The following is a 4,941-nucleotide window of genomic DNA, read 5'->3' on the forward strand; positions in this document are numbered from 1 at the left end:
CGTCGAGGAGGTAGAAATTGGGGTTGAGGAGCCGCAGCACCAGCAACATCAGCCTCGACCGCTGTCCGCCCGACAACGCGGCAATCCTTTTCTCCTGCATCTCGATGGCGACGCCGGCGCCGGCGAGAAGCGAGTGGGCGCGCTGCTCGCCGATCTCGAAGCGGCGCGAGACCATCGCCAGCGGGGTGGCGTCGGCGCCGATGCCGGACAGAGCCTGGTCGCTGTAGCCGAGCACGGTCGACGGCGTCACCTTGACGCTTTCTTCCGACCCCGGTTCGGCGATGGCGGCGCGGATCATCGCAATGAAGCGCGATTTGCCGACACCGTTGCGGCCGAGCAGCACGATGCGGTCGCCTTGGCAGATATGGCGCTTGCCGGTCCTGAACAGCAGCGTGCCGTCGGGCGTTTCGACCGCCGGGTCGTCGAGCGTGATCAGCACCTTGGCGTGGGTGCCGCGGTTGGCCAATCGGATCGCGCCGGCCGAACGCTCGCGATGCGCTGCCACGGCTGCATCTTCCAGCCTTTCGGCCCGCTCCCTGAGCTGCTTGGTTTTGACCGTCAGCAGGTCGCTGCCGGAATTGATGCCGATGTTGTTGAGCTTGGCTGCCTGCCGGCGCAACTGCTGTGCGACCTTCATGTCGCGCTCGAACCGCCGCGCCGTCGAGGCGTCGACCTCGTCGAGCGCCTGCCGGGCGCGCGAATAGGGCAGCGAAAACACCGGCGATTCTTCCGGGCGCAGGAACAGCGTGCGGTTGGTGGTGGTGTCGAGAAAGGCGCGGTCGTGGCTGGCGATGATCACCGGCACATCGCGTGGCAGCGCGTTCAGCCAGGTTTCCAATTGGCTGATCCTGGCCAGGTCGAGATGGTTGGTCGGCTCGTCGAGCAGAAGCACGTCCGGGTCGGTGACCCAGACGCGGGAGATCAGCGCCAGCCTTTGCCAGCCGCCGCTCAAGGCCCGCATCGGCCTGTCGCGCATGTCCTCAGGCACATCGAGCGAATCCAGCACCACGTCGACGCGCCAAAGCTCGCTGCCAAGCTGCTCCGGCGGCAAGGCATCGGCAACCACCTGATGGAAGCTACGGTCGAGCAGCGCGTCGGGGACGGATTGCTCGACATGGCCGACGCGCAAGCCGCGCGTCCGGGTGATATCGCCGCTCGTGGCGTCCAGCTCGCCGGCCAGGCATCTGAGCAGGGTGGATTTGCCACGGCCGTTCGCCGCGACGATGCCCAGCCGGTCGCCGGCACCGATGATGAGGTCGAGGTTGGAGAAGAGCGGCGCACTCATGGTGACGCCGAGGGATTTGAGGCTGATCAGGGCCATGTCGATTTCTCTGGTCTTGCCGGAGCCCGGCTCAATGCACTTTGACGGTGCGCCGGTAGGCCATCAGGCCGAGATCAGCGGCACCACGAAGGGCAGACCAAAAATCGAAGCGGGGGAAAATTCCCGGACCGTCCTGGTCAGCCCTGCAAGCAAGCTCGCAGGGCACAGACAGGGCCGCGCTGACGGTGGTGATCGATAGACACGCAGCCCTCCTTTCCAGATGTTCGAATTGGGAAACTGGGTACACCTCGGGAGGGGGACATGGCAAGGGGCGGCAGGACAGAGCGGAGCGCTGAAACTGCCGACCTCCCTCTTGTGGGCCCATTGTGGGGGAGATGTCCGGCAGGACAGAGCGCTGTCCCGCCGGCATGTCAACATCAATCTCTTCAGAAAATCAGTGCCCCGGCCGCCCAGTCTTGCTCGGCCGGCGCTTTTGACGGCGCTCATCGGCTGGGTCTTCGTAAGAGCCGATGCCAGAGCGCTGGCGGACGATGGGTTTATCGTCGCGTTCCTTCGCGCCCCCCTCTGTCCTGCCGGACATCTCCCCCACAAGGGGGGAGATTGGCCGTGGCTTCGTAGGCACCGTTCCTTCGACGGGTTTTTCGGTACGGCGCACCGTCATCTCGTCGAGCGAGTTCTTGCGGAACAGCGACCCGGTGCGATCGCCCGGGATGCCGAAGTCGGAGCCATGCGCTTCCTGCGCCGACTGCTTCTTGAACAGCGAACGCGAGACCGCGCCAGCGGGTGTTGCCATATCGGTGCCCGGTCCCATGTCGTCGATCGAGGGCTTGGCGAAAAGAGGCTTCTTCACCGGCACCGCGCCGTCCGCGCCCATCTCATCGAGATCCGGCTTGCGGAACAGGCCCTTGCCGTCGTCATCGACGGTGCGGTGCACCGCACGTCCCTTGTTGTGCCTGCCTTTCTCGCGGCCGGAAACCGGGCTTTCCATGTCGGCGTAGCGGGCGAGCGGATCGTCCGAGATGGACAGCTCCATTTCGCGCAGCCGCTTGATCTCGTCGCGGATGCGGGCGGCCTTCTCGAAGTCGAGATTGGCGGCGGCATCGCGCATCTGCTTGTCCAGCGCCTCGAGATGGGTTTTCAGATTGTTGCCGATCATGGCGCCGGCATCGTCGGTGAACTGCGAGATGTCGGCGCGCACGTGATCCTTCTCGTAGACGGAGTCGAGGATGTCGGCGATGCGCGACTTGACCGATTCCGGCGTGATGCCGTTGGCCGCGTTCCACTCCATCTGCTTCTCGCGGCGGCGGTTGGTCTCCGCCATCGCCCGTTCCATCGAGCCGGTGATCTGGTCGGCGTAGAGGATGACCTTGCCGTCGACGTTGCGGGCGGCGCGGCCGATGGTCTGGATCAGCGAGGTTTCCGAACGAAGGAAACCCTCCTTGTCGGCATCGAGGATGGCGACGAAGCCGCATTCGGGAATGTCGAGGCCTTCGCGGAGCAGGTTGATGCCGACCAGCACGTCGAAGGCGCCGAGGCGCAGGTCGCGCAGGATCTCGATGCGCTCCAGCGTGTCGATATCGGAGTGCATGTAGCGGACTCGAATGCCGTTCTCATGCAGATATTCGGTGAGGTCTTCGGCCATGCGCTTGGTGAGAACCGTGACCAGCGTACGGTAGCCCAGCCTGGTCGTCTCACGGATTTCGCCGACGACATCGTCGACCTGGCTCTTGGCGGGGCGCACCTCGACCGGCGGGTCGATCAGGCCGGTCGGGCGGATGACCTGCTCGGCGAAGACGCCGCCGGACTGGTCGAGCTCCCAGCCGCCCGGTGTCGCCGAGACGGCGATCGACAGCGGGCGCATGGCGTCCCATTCCTCGAAGCGCAGCGGCCGGTTGTCCATGCAGGAGGGCAGGCGGAAGCCATACTCGGCCAGCGTCGCCTTGCGGCGGAAGTCGCCGCGATACATGCCGCCGATCTGCGGCACGGTGACGTGGCTTTCGTCGATGAAGATCAGCGCATTGTCCGGCACATATTCGAAGAGCGTCGGCGGCGGCTCGCCCGGCTGGCGACCGGTGAGATAGCGCGAATAATTCTCGATGCCGGCGCAGGAACCGGTCGCCTCGAGCATCTCGAGGTCGAAGCGCGTGCGCTGCTCGAGACGTTGCGCTTCAAGCAGACGGCCAGCCTTTTCAAGCTCTTGCAGGCGGTATTGCAGCTCTTCCTTGATCGACTTGATAGCCTGATTCAAGGTCGGCCGCGGCGTCACATAGTGCGAATTGGCGTAGATCTTGACGCTCTTCAGCTCGCCGGTCTTCTGGCCGGTCAGCGGATCGAATTCGGTGATCGCCTCGATCTCGTCGCCGAACATCGAGATGCGCCAGGCGCGGTCTTCGAGGTGGGCCGGAAAGATCTCGATCGTGTCGCCGCGGACGCGGAACGAGCCGCGCACGAAGTTGATGTCCTGGCGCTTGTATTGCTGGGCGACAAGGTCGGCGAGCAAGGCGCGCTGGTCGAGCCGGTCACCGACCTGCATCTGAAAGGTCATCGCCGTATAGGTCTCGACCGAGCCGATACCGTAGATGCAGGAGACCGAGGCGACGATAATGACGTCATCACGCTCCAGCAGCGAGCGCGTCGCCGAGTGGCGCATGCGATCGATCTGCTCGTTGATCGAGGATTCCTTCTCGATATAGGTGTCGGTGCGCGGGACGTAGGCTTCCGGCTGATAGTAGTCGTAATAGGAGACGAAATACTCGACCGCGTTTTCGGGGAAGAATTTCTTGAACTCGGCGTAGAGCTGCGCGGCCAGCGTCTTGTTCGGCGCCAGGATCAGGGCAGGGCGCTGCGTCTCCTCGATCACCTTGGCCATGGTGAAGGTCTTGCCCGAGCCGGTCACGCCGAGCAGCACCTGTGTGCGGTCGCTTTGCTCGACACCCTCGACAAGGTCCTTGATGGCGGTCGGCTGGTCGCCGGCGGGCTCGAAATCCGAGACCATCTTGATGGCGATGCCGCCTTCCGATTTTTCCGGCCGGGCAGGCCGGTGCGGCGTCCAAAGCTGGCCATCCTTGTGCAGCGGATTGCCGGATTCGATGAGTTTCGACAGCGCGGCGACGGTCGCGGTCACACCGCTCGAGGAAACCTGCTCGGCGTCCTCCAGGCTGATGTCGAGGCCGGCCACCGGGTTGAGGCCGGCGGCGGCGCGTTCTTTCGCCGATGCCGCGCCGCCCATCGAGGTGCCGCGCGCCGTGCGCCCGGGCGCAGCAGAGCGCTCGGGGACCTTCTTCGGCGCTTTAGCCTTCGGCTGCTTTTGCGCCTCGCGCTCGATCTGCCCGGCCCAATCGGAGATCGAGCCGGTGAGAGGCGCGCCGGAGAACTCGCTTTGCGGTGCTTCGGCGAAGCCGCCGCGCTCCAGGGGCTCGGCGGCGTCGAGGAATTCGGTCAGCGGACTGCGCCGTTTCGGCGCGCCCTCTTGCGCCGGCGAGGGCGTTTTCTTGTCGGTGCGTTTGGCCATTGCTCGAATATGAGAGGACTCGGCCGAAATGGAAAGAGCGGAGTGGAATGGCGGGTACGCGCTGCCGAGCCTGCTGACAGAAGGCTGTCAGGAGGCGTGTCGCACGCGCCGTTTCGTTTCAGTTGAACCACAGCGCGAAGGTCAGGAA

The 4,941-nt window shown here is 64.9% G+C and carries 2 protein-coding genes; both read right to left on the bottom strand.

Going from position 1 to position 4,941, the window contains the following annotated elements:
* Positions 1-1,321, bottom strand: a 1,321-nt coding sequence (locus EOA60_RS18805; RefSeq protein WP_164899398.1) for an ATP-binding cassette domain-containing protein, incomplete at its 3' end; no start/stop codon positions are given.
* A 394-nt stretch (positions 1,322-1,715) separates the two neighbouring features.
* Positions 1,716-4,793, bottom strand: coding sequence for an excinuclease ABC subunit UvrB (gene uvrB / locus EOA60_RS18810; protein ID WP_067326616.1), 3,078 nt, complete (start codon positions 4,791-4,793; stop codon positions 1,716-1,718).
* Between the last annotated feature and the right edge of the window lie 148 nt (positions 4,794-4,941).

Origin of the sequence: Mesorhizobium sp. M1A.F.Ca.IN.020.06.1.1 (genome assembly GCF_004023265.1) — a bacterium.
GTDB lineage: Bacteria > Pseudomonadota > Alphaproteobacteria > Rhizobiales > Rhizobiaceae > Mesorhizobium.